General features: G+C 71.2%; 20 protein-coding genes. 7 read left to right on the top strand and 13 right to left on the bottom strand.

All coding sequences use genetic code 11. The features are described 5' to 3' along the window. Positions 1-32 precede the first annotated feature (32 nt). Complete coding sequence (locus ABZV42_RS03795) at positions 33-4,931, bottom strand: DNA-binding protein (RefSeq protein WP_356050835.1); 4,899 nt, start codon at positions 4,929-4,931, stop codon at positions 33-35. Beyond that, positions 4,928-5,794 carry a DUF4132 domain-containing protein gene (locus ABZV42_RS03790; RefSeq protein ID WP_356050834.1) on the bottom strand — a complete coding sequence of 289 codons (867 nt, stop codon included), beginning with the start codon at positions 5,792-5,794 and terminating at the stop codon, positions 4,928-4,930. Before ABZV42_RS03790 ends, ABZV42_RS03795 begins: the two co-directional genes overlap by 4 nt. Before the next feature lie 279 nt (positions 5,795-6,073). Here ABZV42_RS03790 and ABZV42_RS03785 point away from each other — a divergent pair, with 279 nt between their 5' ends. Both ABZV42_RS03785 and ABZV42_RS03780 read left to right on the top strand, forming a co-directional pair. Further along, positions 6,074-6,871 carry an inositol monophosphatase family protein gene (locus ABZV42_RS03785; protein ID WP_356050833.1) on the top strand — a complete coding sequence of 266 codons (798 nt, stop codon included), beginning with the start codon at positions 6,074-6,076 and terminating at the stop codon, positions 6,869-6,871. Between the two features lie 330 nt (positions 6,872-7,201). After that, positions 7,202-9,604 carry an RICIN domain-containing protein gene (locus tag ABZV42_RS03780; protein ID WP_356050832.1) on the top strand — a complete coding sequence of 801 codons (2,403 nt, stop codon included), beginning with the start codon at positions 7,202-7,204 and terminating at the stop codon, positions 9,602-9,604. A 144-nt stretch (positions 9,605-9,748) separates the two neighbouring features. On the opposite strand, the gene ABZV42_RS03775 is transcribed toward ABZV42_RS03780, so the two are convergent. From ABZV42_RS03775 to tnpA, 3 genes are all read right to left on the bottom strand, one after another. Further along, positions 9,749-10,255 carry a DUF6584 family protein gene (locus ABZV42_RS03775; RefSeq protein WP_356050831.1) on the bottom strand — a complete coding sequence of 169 codons (507 nt, stop codon included), beginning with the start codon at positions 10,253-10,255 and terminating at the stop codon, positions 9,749-9,751. A gap of 134 nt (positions 10,256-10,389) precedes the next feature. Beyond that, positions 10,390-10,761, bottom strand: a complete 372-nt coding sequence (locus ABZV42_RS03770) for a hypothetical protein (RefSeq protein WP_356050830.1) — start codon at positions 10,759-10,761, stop codon at positions 10,390-10,392. A 237-nt stretch (positions 10,762-10,998) separates the two neighbouring features. Next, a complete protein-coding gene (gene tnpA / locus ABZV42_RS03765) occupies positions 10,999-11,424 on the bottom strand; it encodes an IS200/IS605 family transposase (RefSeq protein ID WP_356050911.1) in 426 nt (141 codons plus the stop codon). A 62-nt stretch (positions 11,425-11,486) separates the two neighbouring features. Between tnpA and ABZV42_RS03760 the strand changes: the two genes are divergently transcribed. Together ABZV42_RS03760 and ABZV42_RS03755 are read left to right on the top strand one after the other, a co-directional pair. After that, positions 11,487-12,701, top strand: a complete 1,215-nt coding sequence (locus ABZV42_RS03760; RefSeq protein WP_356050829.1) for a transposase — start codon at positions 11,487-11,489, stop codon at positions 12,699-12,701. 61 nt (positions 12,702-12,762) lie between these two features. After that, complete coding sequence (locus ABZV42_RS03755; protein WP_356050828.1) at positions 12,763-13,209, top strand: GNAT family N-acetyltransferase; 447 nt, start codon at positions 12,763-12,765, stop codon at positions 13,207-13,209. Here the strand turns inward: ABZV42_RS03755 and ABZV42_RS03750 are convergent. Next, positions 13,193-14,569: a serine hydrolase domain-containing protein gene (locus ABZV42_RS03750; protein WP_356050827.1), complete on the bottom strand. Its 1,377-nt coding sequence runs from the start codon at positions 14,567-14,569 to the stop codon at positions 13,193-13,195. The genes ABZV42_RS03755 and ABZV42_RS03750 overlap by 17 nt on opposite strands. A gap of 104 nt (positions 14,570-14,673) precedes the next feature. Between ABZV42_RS03750 and ABZV42_RS03745 the strand changes: the two genes are divergently transcribed. Then, the gene (locus ABZV42_RS03745; RefSeq protein ID WP_355979592.1) at positions 14,674-15,366 is read left to right on the top strand and encodes a TetR/AcrR family transcriptional regulator C-terminal domain-containing protein; all 693 of its coding nucleotides are present in this window, start codon (positions 14,674-14,676) and stop codon (positions 15,364-15,366) included. A gap of 129 nt (positions 15,367-15,495) precedes the next feature. On the opposite strand, the gene ABZV42_RS03740 is transcribed toward ABZV42_RS03745, so the two are convergent. From ABZV42_RS03740 to ABZV42_RS03710, 7 genes are all read right to left on the bottom strand, one after another. After that, complete coding sequence (locus ABZV42_RS03740; protein ID WP_356050826.1) at positions 15,496-16,128, bottom strand: glyoxalase; 633 nt, start codon at positions 16,126-16,128, stop codon at positions 15,496-15,498. Positions 16,129-16,189: 61 nt separating this feature from the next. Beyond that, a complete protein-coding gene (locus tag ABZV42_RS03735) occupies positions 16,190-17,941 on the bottom strand; it encodes an ABC transporter ATP-binding protein (protein WP_356050825.1) in 1,752 nt (583 codons plus the stop codon). A gap of 184 nt (positions 17,942-18,125) precedes the next feature. Then, on the bottom strand, positions 18,126-18,263 hold the full coding sequence (locus ABZV42_RS03730) for a SapB/AmfS family lanthipeptide (RefSeq protein ID WP_107065889.1): 138 nt from the start codon (positions 18,261-18,263) through the stop codon (positions 18,126-18,128). A gap of 101 nt (positions 18,264-18,364) precedes the next feature. Then, on the bottom strand, positions 18,365-21,061 hold the full coding sequence (gene lanKC, locus ABZV42_RS03725) for a class III lanthionine synthetase LanKC (RefSeq protein WP_356050824.1): 2,697 nt from the start codon (positions 21,059-21,061) through the stop codon (positions 18,365-18,367). A 969-nt stretch (positions 21,062-22,030) separates the two neighbouring features. Then, positions 22,031-24,031 (bottom strand): HEAT repeat domain-containing protein, encoded by a 2,001-nt coding sequence (locus ABZV42_RS03720; protein ID WP_356050823.1) that lies wholly within the window; start codon positions 24,029-24,031, stop codon positions 22,031-22,033. Next, complete coding sequence (locus ABZV42_RS03715) at positions 24,028-24,273, bottom strand: hypothetical protein (RefSeq protein ID WP_356050822.1); 246 nt, start codon at positions 24,271-24,273, stop codon at positions 24,028-24,030. Before ABZV42_RS03715 ends, ABZV42_RS03720 begins: the two co-directional genes overlap by 4 nt. 198 nt (positions 24,274-24,471) lie before the next feature. Next, positions 24,472-24,627 (bottom strand): DUF6131 family protein, encoded by a 156-nt coding sequence (locus ABZV42_RS03710; RefSeq protein WP_167455657.1) that lies wholly within the window; start codon positions 24,625-24,627, stop codon positions 24,472-24,474. A 189-nt stretch (positions 24,628-24,816) separates the two neighbouring features. On the opposite strand from ABZV42_RS03710, the gene ABZV42_RS03705 reads away from it, so the two are divergent. After that, the gene (locus ABZV42_RS03705; protein ID WP_356050821.1) at positions 24,817-25,266 is read left to right on the top strand and encodes an NUDIX hydrolase; all 450 of its coding nucleotides are present in this window, start codon (positions 24,817-24,819) and stop codon (positions 25,264-25,266) included. A gap of 231 nt (positions 25,267-25,497) precedes the next feature. Further along, positions 25,498-26,019, top strand: a complete 522-nt coding sequence (locus ABZV42_RS03700; protein ID WP_356050819.1) for a hypothetical protein — start codon at positions 25,498-25,500, stop codon at positions 26,017-26,019. The last annotated feature ends 54 nt before the right edge of the window (positions 26,020-26,073 follow it).

Below are 26,073 nucleotides of genomic sequence, written 5' to 3'. Positions count from 1 at the left end.
CGGCCGGAGATCACCGGAGCCCCGGCGGTGCGTCAGCGGCGGCGGCCCGGTCGTACCTCGAACTCCTCGAACCGGGGCCCGCCGCCCTCCTGGACCAGCTGCCAGGCCCTTCGGTACAGATCCGCGACCGGTTCGGCCGGCACGATCACGGCGAGCAGAGCCTCATCCCGCCACAGCAGGTCGTCGTACAGCGGCCGCTTCCACTGCTCCAGCGGAACGCGCGGGGCCTTCGGCACCACCCAGCCGCCGGGCAGGAACAGCGAACGCCCGGCCCGGGTGCGGTTGGCCTCCAACACCAGCTCGGTGGCGGCCAGTTCGGCACGGGCCGCCTTGAGACGGGCCGGCTTCCACCCCGTCCACCGGGCCGTCATCCGGTCCGTCGGGTCGGGCATGGCGAGCAGCATCAGATAGAGCGCCGCCGCGTCCTCCCCTAGGCCGTACTCCTTGGCGGCCTCCGTGACGAGATCCGGCACCGAGCGGGTCGGGTCCTGCGGCCACCAGGTGCCGTCCTTGCCGCGCTCGCCCGCCTGCGGGTCGCCCGGATCGGCGAGCAGTGCCTCGAAGCGGGCGGAGCGGGCCAGCCGCAGGGCCACCTCCACGTGGTAGGGGCGCTGGCCGTCGACACGCAGCGCGGGCAGGTACGGGTCCTGGCCCGCCTCGTCGAGCAGGGAGACCCGCAGGGCGGGGGACGGCTGGTCGTCGTGCGTGGCGAGGACGACGGCGCCGTACCGCTCGAACCCCTTGCCGACCTCGGTGGGCGCGCCCGCCGTCTTCCGGAAGTCGCTGATGCTGACGTACCGCCCGAGGTCGAGCATCAGCCCGGGGTGGGACAGCCGGTCGCGCACGGCGTCGAGCGCGGCGGGCAGCGCGGCGCGGATCGGGTCCCCGGCGGGGAGCCGGTGGGCGAGCCAGGCGGCGAGTCCGACGAAGCCGATCAGGATCGGTCCGGCGAATCCGGGCGTCTCCTTGTCGAGGGACTTGACCCGGTCGCCGTCGACCACCCACTCGTGGTCACGGGTGAGCCGGGGCTCCTGGGCCGGGTCGAGGATCGCGGGCAGCGCCTGGCGGGCATTCCACTGTCCGTGCTTGAAGGCGCGCACCGCGTCGCTGAGCAACTCCTCGGGTACGGCGGCCCGTCGGCCCAGCCTGCTGTTCCAGACCTCGGCCGCGGCGGCCCAGTCCGGTCCCTCGGTCCACAGGCGGGCGGGGTCGGCGGGCAGTAGCGCTGCCACGACCTCGGCACGGATCGCCTCGCCCAGTTGGCGCAGTTCCTCCTTGGCGACGCCCGCGGGACCGGGCTTCACTCCGATGGCCGCGCATGTCTGCGCGGTCAGGTACGAGCGCTCATTGATGACCTGGGGCATCCCGGCCACGATCAGCCGGGCCATGGTGTCGGTGACGCCGGTCAGACGCGCGAACTCCTCGGCGGCCTGCGGGAACCAGGGAGCCGGTCCGCGTGCCGACAACTCCTCGAGGAACGCGCCGAGCCGGCCCGCGTGACCGTCCTCGCTCAACGGGGCGGACGCCCGGAGCGTGTAGGGCTCCGGGGTGTCGAAGCGCCCGGCCGGATCGTGGAAGAACCCGGTGAAGACACAGCCGTCCTCCCCCTGCGACACGCCCCCCACCACGGCGATGAAGGAACCGTCCCCCAGGGGAAGCACCCCGTTCCACGCGCCCTCACGCCACTCGCCCGACGGGGTGCGCACCGTGTCCACCGCCAGGTGCAGCTCCACCTTGCGCCAGGGCGAGAGTCCGGCGGCCGGCGCCAGATCCAGGGCGTCGAACTCGGCGAGCAGCGCGTGCAGGGCCTCCCTGTGGTCGTCGGGAGTGGTGTGGGCCGCCGTCCGGTAGGCCAGAGCGGGCACACGGTCGAGCAGTGTCTCCAGGCTCGGCTGTCCCACGGGTACCCGTCGTCCGTCGAGGTGGAGGAGCGCTGTCGCTCCCTCCGTCACGGGGGCGTCAGGAAGCCCGGCCGCCCGCTTCAGCTCGCGCAGGGTACGGAAGACGGTGTCGGCCTCGTTGTCACGGTTCCACCAGGAGCGGGTGGTTCCGCAGAGACCGTTCGTCGCGTCGATGAGGACGGTGTCCGGCGGTCCGGCGGGGCCCTCCTCCTGCGGGCCGTCGTCGAGGGCGTGGGTGAGCCGGACGGCCACCGCGTCCAGGACGGCCTGCTGACCGGCCGCGTGCCGTACGACACCGGCGATTCCCGCGACCAGGGCGGTGTGCGTGACCTGGAGGAGCGAACGGATGGCCTCCGGCAGGACTTCCTTGTCCTCGTCACCGGCGGCGGCCAGCAGAGCCGCGGCCGTGTCGCGCCCGATGCGCCGCAGCGACTCGGAGCCCTCGGGATCGCGGGCCGTCAGGCACTCCCAGTACTGCACCGGGGGCAGCAGCAGAGAGCCCTCGCCGAAGGCGCCGGGCGCGCGGTCGGTCTTGGCCACCGAGGTGGTGACGCCGTCCGCGTCCACGATGGCGAGACGCCAGCTCTGGTGGACGACGGCCCGCGCCTCCTCGGCACCGGGGAAGACCACGAGCGTCGAGGGCCGGCCGACGTCCGCGGGCAGGGTGACGGTGTGACCGGCCCGGTCCTCGGCGCGCACGGAGCCGTCGGGCAGCTTCACCACGCGCAGACCGACCAGGCCGTCCACGGGCGCGGAGGCGGGTGTCGTTCCGACGGTCGGTGAGGGGCTCAGCCGGCCACCGCCGAACGTACTTCCCTCGGGGGCGTCCCGCAGGGCGTCGGTGAGGAAGGCGGGCCTGCTCACCCGGCCCCGCTCACCCGTCGCAGGGTCGTACTCGTGCCAGTCGTGCACCCCGTCCTCCGCGCTCCACACCCAGTACGAGACGCCGTCGCAGAGCAGTTGACGCTCCTCGGGCAGGGTGGTGTCGCCGGCGTGCAGGATGCCGCCGCCCGTCGTGCGGCCGCCGCCGGGCAGAGGCAGGGTGATCGGCCCGTTCCCCCGGTACCAGTCCATCCGGGTACCCCTGGTGTTCCGGGCGCCCTCCAGGGACTGCGGGCGGTCGGGGCGGGTGTGCCAGTAGCCGCGCAGTCCCTCGGTGCGGTCGTTCCAGTAGACGAGAAGCTCCCCGTCCACATGGTGGAAGCCCGGATCGCCCCAGCCGTTGTTCGCCGGAATCCGCAGGTCGTGGGTGAGGAGCGTGCCCTCGGCGCCGATGACCCGCGCCTGGGAGGCTCCGGCCACGATGAGATGGGGCCAGGCGTCGGCGACGACCACGTCCTCGACGTCGGCCTTGGGAACGAGGTCGGCGACCGCGTCCTCCCATGCGGGCCAGCCGAGTTCGTCGAAGAGCCCGGCCCGCAGCGTGCGCGCCAGCACCGGTGCGAGGTCCGTGCCGGCGGCGTCACGGACCTCGTCCTCGGCCAGCGCCAGTGCCTCGGCGGGCAGCCACTTCAGGCGGGCCAGTGCCTCGGGCAGCTGGGGCAGGCCCACGGCGGTGAACCGCCGTACGACCCCGAGCACCCAGTCCGCGAGCAGGGGACGGCCGCCCGGTGACGCCGCGAGGAGCGTGATCGACCGCAGCGACTGGTCGTCGTTGCCGAAACGGTCCGCGCCCCGGTGGAAGGCCCCGTGGAAGCGGCTGTCCGCGGCCAGCGACACCAGGTCGCGGCGGCCCTCGCCCAGGGCCCACTGCGACAGCAGGAGCGCGTCGCCCTCGCGCGGTGCGGCCACCGGAACGTCAAGCGACAACAGCAGGTCGATCAGATCCAGATCGTGGATGACCCTCAACGCTCCACCGGACGGGGCGAGTTCGGTCCGCAACCGGTCCGCGGTCCGCTCCACCAGCGGATACAGCTCGGCCATGCGACTGGGGTCGCGCCACGACCGGGCCCGCTGCCAGAAGGTCAGGAACCGCTCCAGCCAGCCCGCGGCACCGTCCTGCGGCCGCTGCTCGTCGGGCAGGGTGGCGTCCCACAGCCCCGCGGTGGCGCCGGAGTCCTCCAGCAGCTCCAGCCACATCGTCGACATGTCACTGTCGCCACCGGCGGGCATCAGATCGAGCAAGGTGCCCCGCACCCGCGCTTCGCGCGTCGCGAGGGCGACCAGCGCCGTGCGGTGCCCCTTCCACCAGCCGGCCGCCGCGCGCAGGGTCGCCGGGAGGGTGAGGAGCTCGCAGACGTACTCCTGCTCGGTGAGACCGGCGTCGCGGCCGGCGGCCCGGGCCAGCTTGCGCAGGTCGTTCGCCATCTGCACCGAAGGCGGCAGCCCGCCCGCCGTGCGGCGCAGGCACAGCCGGGTGAAGCGGCGCAGCGCGTCCTCCGCCGGCACACGCGCGGCCAGCTCCCTCGCATAGGCCGACAACACCTTGACCGGGAGCGCCCCGGCCAGCGCGAACTCCAGGAACACGGCGTCCAGCCGCTCCTCCTGCACCGTCAGACCGTGCTCGGCCTCGGCCTTGCGGGCGCGGGTGAACAACTGGGCCGCATAAGTGGCGTTCTCCTCCGCCAGGAACACCCGCCCGGCCTGCTCGTAGAACGTCGGCAGGAAGTGAGGCACCGAGGCCGCCAGCCTCTCGCCCAGTTCCACGAAGGCCTCGAGAGAGGCCTTCGGGCGGGACTTGACCTGCCGCGCGGCCCGCTCCAGGTCGGGCACGACGCGCAGGGCGTGGTGGCCGTCCTGCGGGTGGTGCACCAGCACCCATTCCGGGAAGCCGAGCGACTGGCGGGGCCCGAACCCGACCATGACGGGCTCGGCGTCCTGCTCCAGGCCGAGGAATCCGGCGGCCAGGTCCTCCGCGGCCCCCAGCTCACCCGGCACCAGCCGCACCACCACCCGGTCGTCCAGACCCGGATGACGGTACGTCCGCGCCGTCAGCGCAACCCCCGGCCCGTCCGCCCCCTCCGTGTCCGGAGGCAGCACCGCACCCGCCGCCAGCAGTTCCTCGTACGACACCTGCGTCCCCCCGCTCATGCGTTCTTGCCCTCCTCGATGACGCGGCCGGCGTACAGCGCCGCGGCCATGCGCATCCCCTCCGACCACGCGACCGCCCCCACCTCGCCCAGCGGCAGGGCGCGGCCGTCCTGGTCCTGCCAGGTGAGCGCCCCGGTCTCGACGTCGCCCTCCCAGTACGGCTCCCCGATCCACACCGAGGCCTCGACGGTGCGCACGCCGTCCCGCACGCGGGCGGTGGCGTAACCCCCCGACACGCCGTAACCGAGCGAACTGGCCCGTGCGGCGAGTGCGAAGCGGGAACGGAACGAGCCCCCGGCGAACTCCCGCACCTCGGTGGCCTTGGCACGGAGATCATCGGGCCGTCGCCATATCGCCCGGTGGATCTGCTCGACGCTCTGGACCATGCCCAGTTCGGCCGCGAAGTCGCGCAGATCGTCGAGGTCCGGGAGCAGTACCGGATGCGGCAGCGTGACCGTGCGCGGGGCGATCCGGACGGTCTCGCCGTCCAGGTTCACCAGCCGCAGTTCGCCCGCGTCGGTGGCGCCGCGCAGGAAGCCCACGTCGTCCGGATCGTCGCCGACCACGACCAGATCGCGCAGCGCTGACTGCCAGGCCTCATCCGGCCACACCCGGGCCAGCAGCCCGGTGGGCACGGGCAGCGACGACACCATCCACGCGTCGACCTGCGCCTCACACGCCGTGGCGTGCCGGTCGAGCCACTCGGCGAACCGTCGCAGCCGGTCCACCTCGGGGTGGTCCTTGAGCGCGCGCGGAAGCGATTTCAGCCGCCGCCCCGCCGACCGGCCCGTGGTGGCACGCACTGCCACCCGCCCCTCCACAAGGGCGACTTCATACCCGTCACCCGCCGACAGCCACCCCACGAGCCACAGCCTTCCGCGTCAGGAACACATGATGAGAGCACAGTTCACCCAGGTCAGTCCGTCCCGGGCCGAGTGCGACCATGCAGCGAACGCTAGCGCCGGCCACTGACAATCGGCCCGGCAGTCCCCACAGGTCCCGGCCGACGCACCGGAGCCGCAGCTCCCGGCAGGCGGTGCGCGCGGTGCCCGGCGGGCTCGAAGTGCGGCCTCGGCGGCCGGACTTGCGTCTCCCGCGGATACCGGGGCGGGCTGTCCGGTGCCGCGGATATCGTGCGGGACATGATCGATTCGTATACGGGACGCGACGACGCCGAGGTCGCGGCAGCGGCGGCACTCGCGGGAGCCGACGTGGTGCGCGCCATGTACGGACGGCGCCTCACGCGCGTCGACAAGGGCGGCGGCGACTTCGCCACCGCCGCCGACATCGAGGCCGAGAAGACGATCCTCGCCGTTCTTCACGAGGCCCGGCCCGATGACGCCGTGCTCGGGGAGGAGAGCGGGCGCCAGGGTGCGGAGGGGAGCGTGCGCCAGTGGCTGGTGGACCCTCTGTGCGGCACGCTGAACTACGCCGTCGGCAACATGCTGGTGGCCGTCAACGTGGCGCTGCGCGATGGTGCCGCGGCGGTGGCCGACCCGTTCAGCGGCGAGGTCTTCCTCACCGACGGCCGGAACGCCTGGGTACGGCAGGACGGCGCCGATACGCGACTGGCGCCCACGTCCGCCACCAGCCTCGTGGACGTCAATCTGGACCCGCCGTTCCCGGGCGCGCCCGGTTTCCGCGCCGTGGACCTGCTGGCCCGGCCCGACTTCGTGGAACGCTTCCGGCCCCGGGTCGTGTCGACGACGCTGGCTCTGGCCTGGGTCGCCGCCGGCAAGCGCGCGGCGTACGTCACGGACGGCGGTGACCTGTCCGGGAGCGTGCACTTCGCCGCCGGCATCGCACTGTGCAGGGCCGCCGGTTGCGTCGTCACCGGGATCGACGGCGCCCCGGTCGGGCGGTCGGGCCGCGGACTGGTGGTGGCCGCCGACGCGGAGACCCACCAGCTGCTGATGTCGATGACCGGAGGCGGCGGCTGACAGCCGGAGGCGACGGCCGCGGCACCACGTACGACCTGCTCCACTCCCACACGCCCGCCGAGCCGATCGACATCGAGGCCTACGACACCCATGACGAGGCGCAGGCCCGCCTCAACGCCGGTGGCGCGAGGCCTTATGGACAGCTGGACTCCGGCGTGCTGTCATGTCCGCGGCATCATTTCCAACGTTGTAGAAGTCCGCGGCGCCTTCCGTTCCCGAGGAACGGAGGGGCCGGATCCGAATGATCTTGCGGGGCCGGTCGTGGCGGAAGGCGCGAGACAACGTTGTCGCACTGCAAGCAGACCCCTTTCGGAAGGCAGGTCACCTGCAATGTCGGTGAGCAGACGGAGAATCCTCGCCATGGGCTCCGGCGCACTGGGCGCCGCGGCACTCGGAGGCCCGCTGACGGGGGCCGCGGCCGCCGCGCCTCAGCCGCGAGCGCAGACGACGACGCCGGCCGACGCGTTCCAGAAGCTGCCGCCCGGGAGCGTGGTAGCCCGTGGCTGGCTCGCCGGGCAGCTCCGGCTGCAACTCGCCGGTCTGTGCGGCACGTACGAGAACTTCTCGCACTTCCTCGACTTCTCCGCGACCGGCTGGGTGCATCCCGAGCGCGACGCCTGGGAGGAAGTGCCCTACTGGCTGCGCGGCTACATCCCGCTGGCGATCGCCACGGGCGACGCGCACGCGCTCACGCGATCGCGCGCGTGGGTGGACGGGATCCTCGCGACCCAGCAGAGCGACGGTTTCTTCGGGCCGCGCTCATTGCGTACGGCACTCAACGGCGGACCGGACTTCTGGCCCTTCCTGCCGCTGCTGCAAGCGCTGCGCACGCACGAGGAATACACCCACGACCAGCGAATCGTGCCCTTCCTCGTCCGCTTCCTCAGCTACATGAACGCCCAGGGGCCCGGCGCGTTCAACGCCAGCTGGGTGTCCTACCGTTGGGGCGACGGCCTCGACGTCGCAGTATGGCTCCATCGCCGCACCGGCGAGGCCTTCCTCCTCGATCTCGCCGCCAAGATGCACAGCTACGGCGTCGACTGGACCGGAGCCACCCCGAGCCGGCACAACGTGAACATCGCTCAGGGCTTCCGGGAGCCCGCCCAGTACGGGCAGTTGACCGGCTCCGCCGATCTCACCCGGGCCACGTACCGGGCGTATGGCGCGGTGATGGGCGCCTACGGGCGTTTCCCCGGCGGCGGGCTGGCCGGTGACGAGAACTACCGCCCCGGGTTCGCGGACCCCCGGCAGGGCTTCGAGACCTGCGGCATCGTCGAATTCATGGCCAGCCACGAGCTGTTGACCCGCGTCACCGGGGACCCGGTGTGGGCGGACCGCTGTGAGGACCTGGCCTTCAACATGCTTCCCGCCTCCCTCGATCCGGACGGCAAGTCCGTTCACTACATCACCAGCGCCAACAGCATCGACCTCGACAACCGCCCCAAGACCGAGGGCCAGTTCCAGAACGGCTTCGCCATGCAGGCCTTCCAGGCCGGCGTCGACCAGTACCGGTGCTGCCCCCACAACTACGGTATGGGCTGGCCCTACTTCACCGAGGAACTCTGGCTCACCGGTGCCGACGGCGGTCTGGTCGCCGCGCTCTACGCGCCGAGCCAGGTCCGGGCCACGGTCGCGGGCGGAACGAGGGTCACCGTCACCGAGGAGACCGGATACCCCTTCCAGGACACGATCACCCTCACCGTCAACACGCCCCGCCCCGTGACCTTCCCGTTGCGGCTGCGTGTGCCCGGCTGGTGCACGGGTCCCCAACTGCTCGTCAACGGTACGGCGGTCACGGCCCCGGACGGTCCGTCCTGGGCGCGGATCGATCGCACCTGGCACGACGGTGACGTGGTCCGGCTGCGCTTGCCCCAGAAGGCCCGGCTGCGCTCGTGGCCCGGCCGGCACGGCGCGGTCAGCGTCGAACAGGGGCCCCTCAGCTACTCGTTGCAGATCGGCGAGCGCTACGACCGCTACGCGGGCGACGACAGGTTCCCCGCGTACGAGGTTCACGCGACCACCGCATGGAACTACGGCCTCGTGCCGGAGACCTCGCTGACTCCGGTACAGACCAGCCCCGTCGTCCCGGACCAGCCGTTCACTGCCGCCGGCACGCCCATACACCTCTCGGCGCAGGCTCGGAAGATCCAGGAGTGGGTGGCGGACGACGAACATGTCGTCGCGCCCTTGCAGGACTGCCCCGCCCGCAGCGACGCGCCGGTCGAGGCGGTCACCCTCATTCCCATGGGCGCCGCGCGACTTCGCGTCACGTCCTTCCCGACGGCGGCTCCCGACGGCCGGCCCTGGACGCCGGAACCGCCGTTCCGCAGACTCGCCAACAAGAACAGCGGCAAGGTCCTGGCCGTCGACGGAATGTCGACCGAGAACAGTGCGCGGGTGGTGCAGTTCGACAACACGGGAACGGGCGACCACGCGTGGCAGCTGATCGACAGGGGCGACGGCTGGCATCTGATCCGCAACGGGAACAGCGGCAAGGTGCTCGGCGTGGACCACATGTCGATGGACAACAGCGCGATCGTCGTGCAGTTCGAGGACAACGGAACGGACGATCACCTGTGGACGCTGGTGGACAACGGCGACGGCTGGTACCGCGTCCGCAACAAGAACAGCGGGAAGGTCCTCGGTGTGGACCGTATGTCCACCGGCAACAGTGCGCAGGTGGTCCAGTACGACGACAACGGCACGGCCGACCACCTGTGGCGCTTTCTGTGAACGCCTGAGGCCGGGACGGGCCGGGCCGGGGCATTGGCGGTGGGCCGGCGGATCGGCGGCGGGCGTCGGGGGTCCCGATCCGCCGCCGCCCCGGTTCCCGTTCCCGTGGCGGACGGCGCGTCCCATGGTTCGCCGCGGCCGGGGTCAGTCGAAGAGGGCCACGAGACCGTTCACCCAGATCGCGAGGAACGCGACGACCGCCAGCAGACATCCGGCCCCTGCCAGGAGGTCCGTGAAGGCACCGCTTTCGCTGTCCTTCTTCGGGGCGGACGGCACTGTGTCCCAGTCGACGGGCTGTCCCATGGCCTCGGAGCAGGCCGCTCGCACAGCCTCCAACTGCCCTTTGGCGAAGGCCGTTCGGGCCAGCGACTCGGAGCCCCGCCAGGCGAGTGCGCGCATGCGCTTCGGAGCGGTGTCGTATCTCGTCTCGAAGGCAGAGGTCTCGGCCGCGTCCCGGTCCGGCTCGAGATACATCCAGCGGCCCGCCTCCGCCGGCTCTCCGTACAGCCGGTAGGTCTCGGCGAGCCGGCGCCGAAGTGTCAGGTCGTCCGGAAACGACGACACGAGCCCGCGCAGGCGCTGGCGTGCGACGGGGACCCGGCCGGCGGCCAGGTCCGCGTCGACGCGCTCAAGGGTGTCTCTCAGTGGCATACGCCGATGATCGACTGCCGATGCGAGCACCGTCGACTGCTTTTGAACACAGCGCCCCGGTGCCCGGCACCTTGGTGCTCAGCACCCCGGCGCTCAGCACCCCGCGTCCCGCACCGGGCGGAGCCCGGGGAGCCTCACGGGATGGTCTGGAACGTGCTACCGAAGCTCTGCCAGGCGGCGGTGCTTCCCGATCCACCGTGGTCGAGGTCGAGGTCGAACGTCGAGCCCGAGAGCACCGAGGATCCGTCCAGGGCGACGACGGAGAAGTTCGCGCGGTACCGCCCGCCCTTCCCCGGGCCGCTGCGGTCCCAGTCGATGGTGAAGGTGATGCTCTGGTTGTCGACGAAGCCGGTCACGGCACCGTCCAGGCCCGTCGTCGTCGCGTCCCCCTCCAAGGTGGCGACACCCCGCTCCGAGGCGTTTGCTTGACGGATGTTCCGCATCTGCACCTCGAACCCGTTGTCCTGCGTGAAGCTCCCGTTTCCATGGACGTCGCGTACGGCCACGGTGACGCCACCTTGCTCTCGGCTCGGTTCTTTGAAGCTTGGGTTTCGCGCGGTGAATATTGACACGTCAACTTGGCAGGGATTCAACGGAACTTGGGCAGGCCCATCGGGGCACGGATTCCCGCTCTTCCATCCTTTGTTCTTCGCAGGGAATCCCGGCCTTTAGGCCGGGCGGGAATGCGATCCTCGGCCTGGAGGCGCGAAGCGCCGGAGTTCTCTGCGTCTTCGGGGTGAGGGTCAGGCTGGGCGCTTCTGGTTCTCGATGTACTCCTGGACGGTGCTCAGTGGTGCGCCGCCGCAGGACCCCGCGAAATATGACGGGGACCAGAACACCGAGCCGGTCCCGATCCGGTTGATCCGGCCGGTGTGCTGCGCGTGCAGGTAGCGGGAGCTGACGCCCGTGAGGGGGTTGACGAGCTTGGACAGGGCGATTTTCGGCGGGTAGTGCACGAGCAGGTGGACGTGATCGCCTTCGCCGTTGAACTCGCGCAGATGGGCCTCGAAGGAGTGGCACACGTTCCGCATGATCTCCTCGCAGCGGGTCAGCATGTCGCCGTTGAAGATCTCACGCCGAGACTTCGTGACAAACACCAAGTGTGCGTGGAGGTGGTGGACAAGTGGACAACATGATGTCCCCGGCTGTTGTCCGGATCTGGTTCCCAGCGTGGTGACATGGACCATGGGTAGTTAGGATCGAGTGAAATCGGCTGGAGGGGGTGGGCTGGATGATCCGTGCGTACAAGTTCCTCCTGAGGCCCACCGTCCGCCAGGAGCAGGCACTGTCGGAGATGCTGCGAGATCACTGCTCCCTCTACAACGGGGCGTTGCAGGAACGCCGCGATGCCTGGCGGCACGTTTCGAAGACCAGCGTCGGGTACGGGATGCAGTCCGCGCAGCTCAAGGAGATCCGGGCGTTCGACCCGGAGCGTCAGGGCCGCTGGTCGTTCAGTTCACAGCAGGCCACCTTGCGCCGTCTGGACAGGGCGTTCGCCGCGTTCTTCCGACGGGTCAAGTCTGGCGATGCCCCGGGCTACCCGCGTTTTCGCGGGGTGAACCGGTTCGACACGGTGGACTTCCCGAAGGACGGGGACGGCTGCCGGTGGGACTCCACCCCGCACGAGGCGGTCACCCGCGTCCGCCTGCAGGGCATCGGGCATGTGAAGGCCAACCGGCACCGGCCGGTGCTCGGCAGGGTCAAGACGATCTCGGTCAAGCGCGAGGGCCGCAGGTGGTTCGTCGTGCTCACCGCCGAACAGGAACAGCCACAGCCCCTGCCGACGACCCACAGCACGGTCGGGATCGACCTGGGCATCGCGAACTTCCTCGCCGACTCGGGCGGCGCCTTCGTGCCCAACCCGCGCCACGGCCGTCGGGCGGCCGTCAAACTCCGGGCCGCGCAGCAGGCTTTGTCCCGGTTCCCGCGCTGCAAGGCCAAGGACCGCACCGCCAACCACCAACGTGCCGTGGAGAAGGTCGCCCTGCTGCACGGAAAGGTACGCCGCCGGCGGCTGGACCATGCGCACAAGGCCGCCCTGGATCTGGTCCGCAGGCATGATGTCATCGCGCACGAAGACCTCAAGATCCGCAACATGAGCAAGGCCCCCGTCCCGAAGCCCGACCCCGACCGGGCCGGCGCGTTCCTGCCCAACGGGGCTACCGCGAAGGCTGGATTGAACCGTTCGATTGCCGATGCCGGTTGGGGGGTGTTCCTGAGGATCCTGCACGCCAAGGCTGAGAGCGCCGGACGGGAAGTGATCGCTGTGGACCCCCGCAACACCTCCCGCACCTGCCCCCACTGTGGGCACACCGCGAAGGAGAACCGGCCCAGCCAGGAAACATTCCACTGCCTCTCGTGCGGCCACACCGCGCACGCCGACACCGTCGCAGCCACCAACGTTCTACGGGCCGGGCTGGTCCATCGCCACGCCAACACGGCATAGCGAGAAGCCCCGTTCTTCAGGACAGGGAGGAGTCACGGAGATCGACATAACACCGGCCGGTGTGGCCGACTTTCACCAGGTCCTGGCCGATCACTCCCGCTACTGGGGCGAACGGGACCTTCGCTCGCTGCATCTTCTCGCGATGGTGCGGGAGTTCGGCTCCACCTGCCTCGTCGCCCGCGCCGAGGACGGGCTCCGCGGGTACGTCTTCGGTTTCGTCACGCCGGACGGCTCCGGGTACGCGCATCTGATCGCCACCCGGGACGACGCGCGGGGAACCGGTCTCGGCCGCCGCCTGTACGCGGCGTTCGCCGAGGCGGCCGAACGCCAGGGTGCGCGGCGGCTGAAGGCGATCACGTCCGTCGGGAACACCGGGTCGATCGCCTTCCACCGCGGCCTCGGCTTCGATGTGGAGATCACCGAGGACTACGACGGCCCCGGTCGCGCCATGGCCGTCTTCCGGCGCGAACTGCCGTTCGCGCCTCCCCACTTCAGAACGCCGGCCTGACCCGGTTGAAGAGCCGGCCCGCGATGTCGACGCCAGTGACCGTTCCGTCGGCGTCGCGGGTGAAGCAGCCGCGCTGCCCCTCGAGCCCGCCCTCGGTGACGACGTACTCGTCACCGTCGCCGGGAAGCAGACCGATGGCCGCGGCCGGGTGGTCCGGCGGCATCTCCTCGTCGGACGCCTCCCGGATCTCCGGCTTGATCCCGACTCCCAGGGTGAGACGGGAACCGTCGGTGGCGATGTCGAGATTCATGGCGTCGATCTCGTAGCGGCCGACCACCTGACGGGCCCTCGCCTCGTCGTACGGGAGCAGTTGCGCCGGCTTCTCGGTGACGCCGAGGTAGTGCTCCAGCGCCCACCGCACGACGGACTGGTTGAAGGGGTAGCCGTCCGGTCCGAGGTTGGCCAGGGAGACCACCGCGAAGCCGCGCTCGGGCACGATGAGCAGTTCGGCGAACTGGCCGTTGCCCGAACCGCCGTGGCCGATCCCGTGGAGGCCGTCGAAGTCGTGGAGGAACCAGCAGATACCGAAGCCGTCCCCGAGCGTGCTGGCGCGGAGTTCGACCGTCTGCTCACGCATCCGGTGCAGTTGGGCGGCGGGCAGCAGGCCGTCTCCGTCGCCGAGCTGGAACCGGGCCCAGCGCAGCAGGTCGCTCACCGAGGAGGCGAGGCCGCCGCCGGGGTTGTCGCCCCGCGCACCCTCCTTGAACGCGTTCCAGGGCCGGGCGACGCGCAGTTCGCCGTCCTCGGCGCGGTTGTAGCCCACGGCGAACTTGCGGACCATCGCCTCGGCCAGCCCGTACACGGTGTCCGTCAGGCCCACCGGTTCCAGTACGAGTGAGGCCATGGCCTGCTCGAACGGCAGGCCCGTGACCTTCTCGACGATCCTGCCGGCCAGGTTGTAGCCGGCCTGGCTGTACGACGCGCGGGTCCCGGGCGGTGCGATCAGCGGGAGTCCGGGAAGCTTCGCCACCAGACCGGCGAGCGAGCGGTCGCCCTTGCCGTCGTCGATCAGGTTCCATTCCAGGCCCGCGGTGTGGTTCAGCAGGTTCAGGACGGTGACCTCGGCCGCGGCCTGCTCGTCGGCGAGCCGCAGTTCGGGCACGTATCGCCGCACCGGCGCGTCCAGGTCCACCAGTCCCTGGGCGACCAGGCGCATGAGCGCGGTCGCGGTGAAGGTCTTGGAGACCGAGGCCAGCGGGAAGAGGGTGTCGCGGTCCACCGGCGACGGGTTGGCGAGGCTGGTGACACCGTGCGACGCGTAGAACTCCTGGCCGTCCAGAAGCACCCCGACGGAGACACCGGGAACGCCGAGCTCCGTGGCCTGGGACGAGACGAACTCCGACAACTTTACCTGCGACATGGCTCCCCCTCGGTTTCCTTGAACTAAGTACAAGTAGGAGCGTACGAGCCGCTTGAACAAAGTGCAAGACGTTCCATGAACTAAGTTCAAGTAGGGTGGTGGTCATGCCGCGAGACACGCTGACCGCAGACCGGATCGTTCGTGCCGCCATCGAGCTGCTCGACGACGAGGGGCTGGACGGCCTGAACATGCGCAGCCTCGCGCAACGGCTCGGTTCGGCCGCCACGGCCGTCTACTGGCACATCAAGAACAAGGACGACCTGGTCCGGCTCGCCAGCGACGCCGTCTGGGACGAGGTCGAGCTGCCCGATCCGGAGGCCACCGACTGGCGCACGGCCGCCGCCGCCCATGCCACCGGTGTGTACGCGATGCTCACACGGCACCCGTGGCTGGTCCAGGCGTTCGGCAGCCATCTCCTGTACGGACCCGCCCAGGCGCGGCACAACGACTTCAGCCTGGGCGTCTACGAGAGGGCCGGGTTCGCCGCCGCGGACGCGGACCGGGCGGCCGCCGCCGCACTCGCCTTCGTGCTCGGCAGCACGCTCGGCCCCGCCGCACAGGTGTCCTTGAACCGCAGGCTGAGCAAGAGCGGTGAGGGGGCTGAGCAGTTGATGGCCGAGGCCATGGCGCGCGCCACCGAGACCGCCATGCAGTTCCCGCACCTGCGGAAACGCCTCGACACCACAGCCGCCACGGAGTACGCCGGGGCACCCGACAACTCCTTCGAGTTCGGCCTGCGGTCGTTGCTCGACGGATTCGAGGCGCGGCTGGCGGCAGGCCGCGCGGAGACGTCGTAGGCCGTCACGGGCAGTCGCGGCGGTGGGTGAGGCTGCGAACCCCCGTGCTGGGTCAAGGGACGAACCCCCGGGGTGCGGCCACGGCGGGCGCTCCTCCTCGGCCGGTCACGCCGGCAGACCACGGGCTGTTCAGGGCTGTGTGGGCGTCAGCGTGGAGGCTTCCCAGACGAAGCCGTCGGGGTCGGTGAACGCCGTGGTGGTGCTGGTGAGGGCGAGCCTGTGCGAGCCGCTGCCGTCGTCGGCGACGCCGGCCTCCTTGGCCAGAGCGGCACGCTTGTACAGCGCCAGCTTGAACTGGTCGGGCTCGTCCGCCTTGAACTCCGCGTACTTGCCGCCGAAGCTCTTGGCGACGGTCAGCCCCTGCTCCACGTAGAACCGCTTGGTCGCCTTCACGTCCTCGACGCCCAGCAGGAGCACCCTGTCGTCGATGGTGCCGGTGGCCGGGCCGGTGTCCTTCTTCGCCGAGGTCGCGATCTTCCAGATCGTCCCGTCGGGGGCCCGGACGACGCCGCCGTAGCCCCAGAAGGACTTCGACACGGGCTTCAGTGACGTGGCGCCGGCCGCGAGCGCGCCGTCGACGAGGCTCACGACGTCGGCCGGCTGGGACACGGTGAGCGCGAGCGTGAATCCGCGGAAGCCCGTCGTGGGCGTCTCGGCGGTGCGCAGACGCGGCTGGGAGCCGAGGTCGAAGGCGGTGGCGTAGAACCGCTCGGCGGCGGTCGTGTCGTCCACTTCGAGGGTGATGGATGCGATGGAAGTCATGCCGTTCACGCTAGACGCGGCGCGGTGGCGGTGGCTTCTTCGATCCTGCTCGATCCAGGTCCTAGGTCCCGGTGATCGCCTGGCTGGCGATGAGCCGCTGGTAGGGGGCGCAGCGCTCGAGGAGTGTGGGGTGGTTGCCGGTGTCGGTGACGGTGCCCTGGTCGAGCATGATCACGTGCTCGGCGTGCTGCACGGTGGTGAGCCGGTGGGCGACCACGATGACCGCTCGGGTCTTCGACAGCTCTTCGATGATGGTCCGGAAGCGCTGTTCGTTGAGGCCGTCGAGCTGGCTGGTGGGTTCGTCGAGCAGCACGATGTCGGCGTCGGAGAGCAGGGCGCGGGCGAGCGCCATGCGCTGCCGCTGACCGCCGGAGAGGTCGGTCTCGCGGCCCAGGTGGGTGTCGAGGCCCTGGGGGAGGCGGGTGATGTCGTCGGTCAGTCCGACGGCGTCGAGGGCGGTGGTGAGCTCGGCGTCGGTGGCGGGGGTGGCGCGGCCGAGCTGGAGGTTCTCGCGGGCGGTGGCCTCCAGGAGGGTGAAGGCCTGGTCCACGTACGTGATGCGGGTGCGCAGCCCGTCCAGGGGCCAGTGCCGCATGTCGTGGCCGAGGACCGTGATGGTGCCGGAGGAGGGCCGGATGAACCGGTCGATGAGGGAGAGGGTCGTGGTCTTGCCGGCCCCCGAGGCGCCCACCACGGCGGTGAGGCCGGTACGGGCGGTGGTGAACGAGATGCCCCGCAAGGTGGGCCGGCCGGCTCCGGCGTGCGTGTAGGAGACGGAGTCGAAGGCGACGGCGGGCGCGTCGGGCAGTGGGGTCGGGGCGGTCTGTTGGTCGTCGGCCGGGTCGGCTTCCGGCGGCAGGAGCAGCAGGTCGTTGCACCGGTCGCGGGCGGCGAGGCCGGACTGGAGCCGGCCGAGGCCGGTGGCCAGGGTGTTGACGGACGGGATGGCCTGGAGCAGGTAGAGGAGGAACGCGGCGAACGCGGCCGCCGTGATGTCGCCCGCGGCGAGGCGGGCGCCTCCGGTGAGGATGACGGCGATCATGGCCAGCTGGTTGCCGAGGGTGAGCACGGCGGGGATCAGCGTTCCCAGCCGGGCGCCCTCCAGCGAGATGGAGCGCAGCCGTTCGGCGTCCTCGGCGAGAGCACGGGTGGCCAGAGGCTCGGCCCGGTTGGCCTTGATCGTGGTGAGTGCTTCCAGGTTCGCGGTGAAGCGCTGCGCGATGTGGCCGACGGCGTCCTGCTGGCCGGTCACGTTGGCCCGCATGCGGCGCAGGACCAGCATGACCATCAGTGTCAGGGCGGTCAGGGAGACGAGGGTGACCACGGTGAGGACCCAGTCGATCCACACCATCACGCCGAGGGTCGCCGCGATGGTCACGGTGGCGAGGGGCAACTGGCTCGCCACATCGACGATCTGACGCAGCAACAGAGCGTCGGAGGTGATCCGGGCGGCGAGTTCTCCGGTGCCCTGGGTCCGTACGACGGGCAGCGGCAGCCGCAGCGCGTGTTCCATCAAGGTGATGCGGAGCCTGTACGCCATGCGTTCGCCGATGCGGGCGAGAAGGAAGCCGGAGCACGCCTGGGTGAGGGCGCCCGCCGCGGCGGCCCCACACATCAGGGCGATGTGCTCGCCGAGCGGGCGGTGGCGGGAGAAGTCGGTGATGACGTCCTGGAGGAAGAGGGGGAGGGCGAGGGTGGCGGCGGTGGCGGCGAGTGCGAGCAACAGCGCTGCGGTCAACGGGCCGGGTTGGGCGGTCAGTTCACGGCGCAGGCGCAGGGGGCCCGATGTGCGGGGAGCGGGCTCGTCGGCCACGGGGAACCTCTCTGGTGGGCGAGGGGGCGTCGCGTGTCGGCGCGCACCTGGCGGTGGGAGGGGCTGAGGCGGGGCGGGTGGGGCGGGCCGGGGCCCGGTCCGGCCGGGCCCCGGTGGGCGACCGGCCGGGCCGCTGGTGGCGGCCCGGCCGGCTGTGCTGTGTGCCCCTATGGGGTGGTGTCCGCTAGACGCAGAGGATCGTGCTGACGGTGCTGGTGCCGCAGTTGAGCACGCTCAGGGAGCTGGTGCTCGCGAGCGTGTCGTCGATCGGGGTGGCCTCGGTCTCGGGAAGGTCCATCGTCTGCAGGTCGAGGATCATCATGTCTGTTCTCCTTGGTTACTGACGGGTGGATCACCCGGCCGGCCGGCCGGGAGTCTGGGTGCGCAACTCGACTGGTGCCGTTGCGACTTGTGGTGCCTCGGTCAGGCGTGTCCGACCGTGTGCCCGGCGGAGGCGGCGCGGTGTCCGACTGCGGCCCGAGCCGGTCCGGCCGGGCTCGGCGGTACTGGGCCGGCCCAGGGGAGGAAGGGGGTGCCGGCCAGGGCGGTGCCCAGGGCCAGGAGCACCCCGGCGGAACCGGTCGCCAGGTCCGCGGAGAGCCGCAGGAGCTGATCGCCGGGGAAGGCGAGGTGGCCCTGGTAGGAGATCTGGTGGAGGGCCAGGAGCCTGCGGTGACGGTCAAGCGCGGTCTGGCGGTGGGCGGCGGCTTCCGCTTCGTCCGGTGTGCGCGGGCGCGGGGAGTACACGGAGCCTGGAGGGTGCGGCTGCGGCCGGGTGAGGGCCAGGTAGCCGAGGAGTCCCGCGCGGCCGTTGAACAGGCCTGGCTGGATGATGAATTCGGGTTCGGCCGCGCGGCTGATCGGGGTCCGGAAGCGGGCCGTCGGACTGTCGGGGTGATGGCTGAGCAGGGCGTCCAGAGCCAGTCCGATGCCGGTGCTGCCGGTCTCGATGTAGGGGAGTACCCGGTATTCGTCGAGGACTTGGACGGTCCCGTCCGCGGCGGTCACGCACCGTTCGAGGTCCAGTTCGAGGAGTGTCTGGGCCCGTTCGAGGAGAGCGTGATCGCCGGTGCGTTCGTAGAGGCGGACCAGGGCCAGGGCCGCACCGGACGCTCCGCCCATCAGGCCTGCCTTGCGGCGCCTGCTCGACGGGCCCTCCTTCTCCAGCTCGTCGGCCGCGGTCTGTGCGTGGGTGAGGGCGGCGTCCAGCAGTCGAGGGTCGCCGGTGGCCGTGGCGAAGTGCGACAGGGTCAGGGCGATGCCGGCGCGGCCCGAGCAGAGGTCCGGGCCCAGGGGGCCGTCCGGGGCGGAGTCGGTGAGCCGCCGCAGCAGGTCGAGCGCGGCCTCGCGTTCCCCGAGGAGGTCGAGCGTGTAGGCCACGCCGTGTCCGCCGTTGTAGAGACCGGGCTGGGCCGGACGGGTACGGGCGGCGTCGACGAGCCACTCGATGTGTTCGGCGTCCGTGCCGGCACCCGTGGAGTGGAGGGCGTAGAGGACGCCGGCCGCTCCGTGGGCCAGGCCCAGACTGCCCTGGGTGAACTGGGCGATATCGCCCGGGAACAGCCGGTCCTCGCGGTGAGGGGTGGCCATGGCACGGATGCCGGCCGCGAGCGAGTCGCGGATCGCCGGCCAGTCGGCCCGCGGCCCGCTCAGCAGAGCCTGTGTCTGGGCCCTGCGCAGGCCCAGTTCGGGCCTCGGCGTGCGGCCGTCCGAGGGGGAGGGGGCCAGCAAGCGGCGGATCTCGGCGGTGTATCCGGGTGGCACGGGGAACCGGCGCTCGATGACGTCGGCGAGTTCGGTGCTCTTGCCGGCGTCCAGGGTGGGAAGTTGGGCCAGCGGCAGGAACAACCACAGGCGGATCGCGGCCAGTCCGTACAGGTCGATCTCCCGACCCGTGTATCCCGTCGGAGCGGTGAAGCCCGCGGCGCCGAGGGCCGGACGCACGAACGCGTCGACGGGAGAGGCGAGTTCGAAGTCGATGAAACAGATGTCGCCGTCCGGCCGGATGATGAGATTGCGGGGGTGGAGGTCTCCGAAGACGACCCCGCGGTCGTGCATGCCGGTCAGGACGTGCTCGATCCGGTCCACGATCGCGATCGCCTCGCGGGTGTACTCGGCGACGGTGGCCTCGTCGGCGTCCGGATGGATGAGCGGGTACTTCGTGGTCAGCCACTCGCTCAGCGACTGGCCCTCGACGAACTCCTGGACCAGGAAGCGGTGTTCCCACACGGTCAGCATCTCGTGCAGTGCGGGGACTCCGGGTGAGCCGGCCAGGCGCGCCATCATGTCGTGTTCCTGCTGGAGTCGGGTGACGGCGTCGACTCCGCGCTGGTCCAGCCCCGCATGGGGGCGCGCCTCCTTCAGTACCACCTGCGGACTGTCCGGGTCCTTGCGGCCCAGGTACACGCCGCCCGCGTTGGAGAAGTGCAGCACCCGTTCGACCGAGTAGGGCAGTTCGGGTGTCCCCGAGGCGTTGCGCTCGGCGATCGCCCGCTCGACGAACGCGGGTACGGGCGCCCAGTCGGGTACCGAGAACCCGGCGCCGCGGACATCGGGGACGAGCCTGCCGTCCGGGTCTTCGAGAGCCAGCACCCGCTGACCGGCGTCGTTGTGACAGTGACGCTCGGCGAATCCCCCGTAGCGCAGATACAGAGGTCCCTCTCCCCAGCGCAGATCGCTGAGAATGTACGGGCCGCGGCGGCCGGTGAGCAGCGGGCCGAGGCCCTCGAGACAGCGCCGCAGCTCGGTGTCACCGACCGGGTAGAGCGTGCAGAACTTCCCGCTCGAACCACGCGGCGAGTACTTGGAGTTCTGCATCTGGAGGATGGGTAACCCGCGCAGGAACTTGAACGTGATGTGTTCGCGCAGGCAGTAGTCGTAGACCTGCTCCAGTACCGCCTCGGCATCCTCAGCGCAGGAGGACACATGGATCTTCCAGCCCTGCGAGGGCAGTTGGACGTCCTGGGGGCGTACGACCGCCCAGATCTCGAGGTCGCCGCGCTCCCATCCGGCGGGCAACGGTTGGGTGACGGCCGCGAACTCCTCCTGTGCGCCCCAGCGGCGAGGCGAGTCGTAGAAGATCGGGTCTGCGTAGGCATAGGCCTCGTACCGGTTGTCCATCGGACTTCTCCTCAGGGCAGGGACGTGTGCAGGCGGGACAGCAAAGGGGAGCGGGATCTGTCCGGCCTGGAGAGCGGGGAGCGGGGAGTTGCGCCGGCCCGGGGAGCGGAGGCGGGCCGTGGTCTTCGGGTGGTGGCCGCCGTCCTGGGTGGGGTCTGCGACCACTCGAAGTATTGGGAAAGCATTACTTCGTCCACAACGGCGCGAAAGAAGGCTTTTCCGAAGATATTCGCCCCGGCGTGATGGCGGGGCCGAGAATCGTCGACAGCGCCAAGGCGCACACCGGATCACCGGACCGGCCCGGCGCGCTGCGCCGCCGCGGGCGCCGACAAGGACGATCTCGTCGGTTCAGGTCTGTGACCAGGAGGTTTCGCGGGGTCCGGCCGCTTCGGCGGTGTTGGTCAATTGGGCCCTGGAGGCATGGTTAAAACGGCATATGCCGGGTGCGGCGCGATGTGGAAAATGACTCCCGTGCGCCCGCTCTCCTCGGGTGATGGATTTGTCGTACCGGCCTGAGGCGCGGACTGCTTCCGTCTCGGGCCCCCGGGATCCCTCCCTGAGCCCGGCGGAGGAGCCGCCGTGTGATGCGCCCGCGCCCTTGGCGCGTGGCCGGGCAGGCGGCGCGAGTTGCGGAATTCGCGGATGCCACCGTGCGACGGAGCCCGCGGGAAGCCGATTCGCGTCGGTGGGCATGGCATCGCCCGTACACCTGTGCGCTACTATTCACTCAGAGCTGGTCGGAGGAAGTCGTTCCGGTTGGTGATGCGTTGGTGGTCCAAGGAAAGACGTCCCGCTTCCTGCGGGGAAATGCAGGTGCAAGGCCTGCCCGGCGCTCTGTCGAAACCCTGTCCCGCATTGCGGGGCAGGGTTTCTTGCTGTCCGCAGCGGGTCGTCGCCTCTTCGCGGCCCGGCGGTCCGAACCTGCTCCTTCACAGCTGCCCGGCCGCCGATGGCGACGAGAGCGTGCCGTCAGGCGCAACCACCAGGTGCGGAGGCGGCGAGCAGCGCGGCCCGTGCGGCGGCACTCAGCGCGTCGTCCTCCGGGACGGAGCGCCAGGTGCCGTGCGTGACGGGCCGTTCGTCGGCGTCGAGGAACGCCTTCAGAACGGGCCGCGCGGGTGCGGCGTCCGGGCCGATCTCCGCCAGCAGCCTCACCGTCTCGATGACCGCCGGACCGGCGCCTCCCCGTTCGGCGAACGGGGTGATCGCCCTCACGAGGGCCGGGACCACCTCGTCGGTCCTTCCGGTGATCCGCCACAGTGCCTCCCCGACGCGCAGCGGCAGCCAGCCCTGTGTGTGACGGGGGAGGAGTTCACGCAGCCGCGCGGCGTACGGGGCTGCCGCCGGACCCATTTCCGCCAGCAGCGTGGCGGCGTTCTCGTGACCGTACGGCTCGCCCAGCCGGGGAAGAAGCAGCTTCAGCGCGGGCTCCCGGTCACCGGTCAGCCGTCCGTAGGCTAGTGCCAGGCTGTGGGTGGCGAACGGCCGGCTTGCGGGCGGGGTGCGCAGGAGGGCGCGCAGTCGCCGGTGGGGTACGGCCTTTGCCGCGGCCGGCCCGATCGCGGCGAGGGCGTCCAGCGCCCACACCACCGCCTCGGTTTCCAGGAGTGCGAGCAGTTCCGGGATCGCCGGGGCGGCCGCCTCGCCCCACGAGGTCAGCAACTGGCAGAGCGCACGGCGTTCGTCGAGGCCCGAGGCGGCGGCGAGCCGAGCCCGCAGCGGAGGCAGCAGCACGTCGGCGTGAGGGCCGAGGCCGGCGGCGACCTCGGTCAGACTCAGCTCGTACGTCCACCAGCCGTCGGCGTGGGTCGAGTGGTACGCGAACCCGGGGCGCCCGTCCGCCAGGCGTTGTGCCAGGGGCGGGACGCACCGTACGTCGCCGAGTCGCGACAGTGCCCAGATCGCGTGGGACCGGGTGGGCGGATGCGGTTCTCCCGCTTCCGTGACCATGGACGAGAGCGCGTCCGACCAACGGTGCGCCGCGGGCCCGCACATGCCGAGGATCCGGGCGGCGAAGAGCCGGTTGTCGGGTTCGGGGTCGGACAGCGAACGGGACACGGACGGCAGGAGTTCGACGACGGCCGAACGCCGGCGTCCGAGTGCCTGGGCGGCCACGCGCAGCGCACCCGCGCGTACCGCGGGGTCCCGGTGTTCGAGCAGTTCGCGTGTTGCGTCGGCCAGGCCGGTCCGGTCGTCTCCCAGCAGGCCGACCGCCCAGACGACCGTCGTGGTGGTCGTGGCACTCGGCCGCCAGGTGGCCGGTTCGCTGCCGGACAGCACGTCGGAGACGACCCGTCCGCAGTCGCTGTCGTCCTGCCCTGGGAGCGTGCGGCGCAGGGCCTGCACGGCCGCCAGCCTTACGGCGGGTTCGGCGCCGTCCATGAGTGCCCGCAGCCAGTCGACGGAGGCGTCCCGCTGTGCAACGGCGTGGACGGCCAACGAGCCTACCGAAGCGATGAGTTGGAGCTGTGTCTCTGGTTCGGACTCGACGTTCCAACGTGCGCGCAGCGCGGCGATCACCTCGTCGGCCCGGCGACGGGCCTCGGCGAGGCAGCCCGCGACGGCAGTCCGGTGCTTCGGTTCGGGGTCGTCGAGCAGCGGCAGCAGGGCCGTGACCGCCAGGTCCCACGCGCCGGGCCAGCCGGAGGTGACGAAGCGGGGTCGTGCGGTGTTTCCCGCGTGCGCCAAGGCCCTTACGAGGTGGAGGAGTTCACCGCGAACCTCTGCGGCGACGGCCGGGTCCGCGGCGGCCGCGACGACGTGGGACAGAGCGGCGGGCGCCGATGAATAGACCCCACCGCCCTGGTGATGGATGTGCGTCAGCAGATCGTCGGCGGCGCCGGCGGCCTTGTCCGGCCGCCAGAGGTTCCGCAGCATGGCGGGCACATCCTCGGCGGTCCCGTAGGCGTGTCCGAGGGCCGCCCAGTCCACGGCTTCGATCCGCGCGGGCCGGTCACTCACATCGCTCATGTGCCGCTCCCCGGGCGCGCGGGCAAGGGGGAGAGGGCGGGCAGCATCGCTGTCCTCGCCGGGTCCGCCGTCACGTGGTCGCCGGCCGAGGCGAAGGTGCCGTACTCACCGAAGGCGATGAACGCCGCCGAACCCCACTTCGGGCAGTCGATCTTGTACTCCTCCTGGAACAGCCCCTCCAACAGCCCCGCGCTCCCTACCCGTTCCGTCGCCGCGAGGTCACTGGAAGCCCTTGGTGTCATGCCACCTGATCATTCCAGGAACGCGTCCGTACCGGAGGACGGGGTGGGTCGGGCCTCGTCCGTGCTCCGGCAGCACCCGGCCACGCCCGGGGCCCGGCGGACCGGGCCCGAGGCTCGACCCGCCGCGACGGGGCCCGGCAGCCGCCGGGCCCCGCGTAGCTCGCCGAGCCGCCGGTCGCGACATCCAGTGGTCGCGACTCAGTAGTAGTGCCGTCGCCCGCCGACCTCCCGGCCGACCGCTCCCAGGATCCACAGCACCACGCCGATCGCCACCAGAATGATCCCGATGGTCCAGAGGATTCCGATGCCGGCGACGAGGCCGATGACTAGCAGGATGACTCCGAGGATGATCATGGCGTCCTCCGGTGGCGGGACGTCGCCTGCGGGCGTCCTCTTCTCCTGCCGGGTTTCCTGCGTTGTGCGAGATAAACGCCGATTTGCGGAGGTCGTCCTCGTCGTGGGCGACCGGGTCCGTGACGGGCGAGGTCGTCGGCCCGTCGAGAATGAACGGCTCGAAGGCCGGTACGACACAAGGGAGGCGGCATGGCCGACAGTGGCCGCGGATACGTCAAGGACCGGCGTGGGTGCCGTCATTGGGGACCCCACGGCGCGGCGGGACTGCTCCTGCGGCGGGACGGCCGGTTCCTGCTCCAACGACGCTCATGGCGGGTCCATCACGGTCGCACCTGGAGCATTCCCGGCGGCGCGCTCCATGCCGGTGAAAGTCCGTGGGACGGGGCCCGCAGGGAGTTCGCGGAGGAAATGGGCGGCGTTCCGGCACTCCGCCGGATCCACACCTTCGTGGACGATCACGGTGGTTGGGCCTACCACACCGTCGTCGCGGAGATCACCGGGCCGTTCTCCCCGCGTCGTGGCGACGGCGAAGGCGCCGCACATCGGTGGTGCGCTCCCGTCGAGCTCGACTCGTTGCGCCTGCACCCCGGATTCGCGGCCGTATGGCCGCAGTTGCTGGCCGGCCTGGACGGTCTCTGACGATTCCCGGCCGCCGGTGACCTCGGGAAGCGGAGGTGGTCCGCCAGGATGTCCGGGACCGGCCAGGACATCCGCCCCGGCCGGCCTGTCGGCTCCCGGTCGGCCCGTCCGCTTCCGCCCGTCCGGCCAATGAGTGGGTCCGGGCAGCAGTCAAACGGAGGTGACCCTCCGCGGCGTCCTGTCGTACGGTCGGCCCATGACGGATGCCGCCGAATCCAGCCCGGAGCCTCGATGAGCGGTTGGTGGGGCCGCTTGGACGAGCGGACCCGTCAGGAGGTCGACGCGAACGTCCTGCGCGATCGCCGGATGACGGCGGTCAAGGCCGTGTGGGAGGCGCTGCGTCCGCAGGGGCCGAGTCTGAGCGAGGCGCAACTGGTGGTGCACGCGCGCTACGAGGCCCTCGCCGACCGCGTACGGCACCGACCGCCCGACGCCCTCGACGTCTCCTCACTGGCGGCCCGTGCCGCGGCCTTCCCGGGCCGGGTCGCCGCCGTCGAGGCGCTGTGGGACGGCGACACCGTGCACGACTGGTTCGTGGTCCTCGTCGCGGTGATGGACGACCCGGACGGGGAGGGGCACCTGGCGATCGTTCACCAACGCCCCCGCGGGCCCCGGCCGGGCACCGCTGCCGCGGAGGCGGGCCGGGCGCTGGCGGACCTCCTCGAGGTGCCGTTCCACTTCCCCTCCCCGGACGTCCCCGACGACGAGGTCCCGCGCTGGCGGGCATCGCAGCGCTCGCCCGAATCCCGGTGACGCCGTGCCGGCCCGGACGCCGACGGCTCGGACCGACGTACCCTCCCGGGCGGG

Origin of the sequence: Streptomyces sp. NPDC005281 (assembly GCF_040607495.1) — a bacterium.
GTDB lineage: Bacteria > Actinomycetota > Actinomycetes > Streptomycetales > Streptomycetaceae > Streptomyces.
This window is presented reverse-complemented; position numbering and strand designations above follow the sequence as displayed.